This is a genomic window from Chryseobacterium sp. SIMBA_029, assembly GCF_046535275.1.
Classification (GTDB): domain Bacteria; phylum Bacteroidota; class Bacteroidia; order Flavobacteriales; family Weeksellaceae; genus Chryseobacterium.
In genome coordinates this window covers 1-260 of record NZ_JAWRXA010000498.1, presented here as the reverse complement: position 1 = coordinate 260, position 260 = coordinate 1, and the positions used below count along the sequence as shown (strand labels likewise).

The window sequence follows — 260 nt, the reverse complement described above, 5'->3', positions numbered from 1 at the left end:
GATATGGCCCAGCACCATCGGCATCGTTTCCGGAGACACCGAGCCCTTCTCAAGCAGATGAGTCAGCGCTCGAATGCGATGCCGATATCCCTTCGTCAGACGAGGACTATCGCCATCGACAAGTAATCCGTGCACCTTTAGTCGATTTGGCTTCGTAGCGAGCTTTTCCTTTCTTTCCGAAAGTTTCCATCCACCTGCCTCAATCGTTTGACGAACAAAAGCCTTCAGATCGTCAGGCGGTTGACCGCGCCCCGAAAGGA

General features: G+C 53.5%; 1 protein-coding gene. It reads right to left on the bottom strand.

Translation table 11 applies throughout. From position 1 onward, the window contains the following. A partial coding sequence (locus SB679_RS24965; protein ID WP_410704993.1) for a hypothetical protein occupies positions 1–260 on the bottom strand: 260 nt, incomplete at both ends.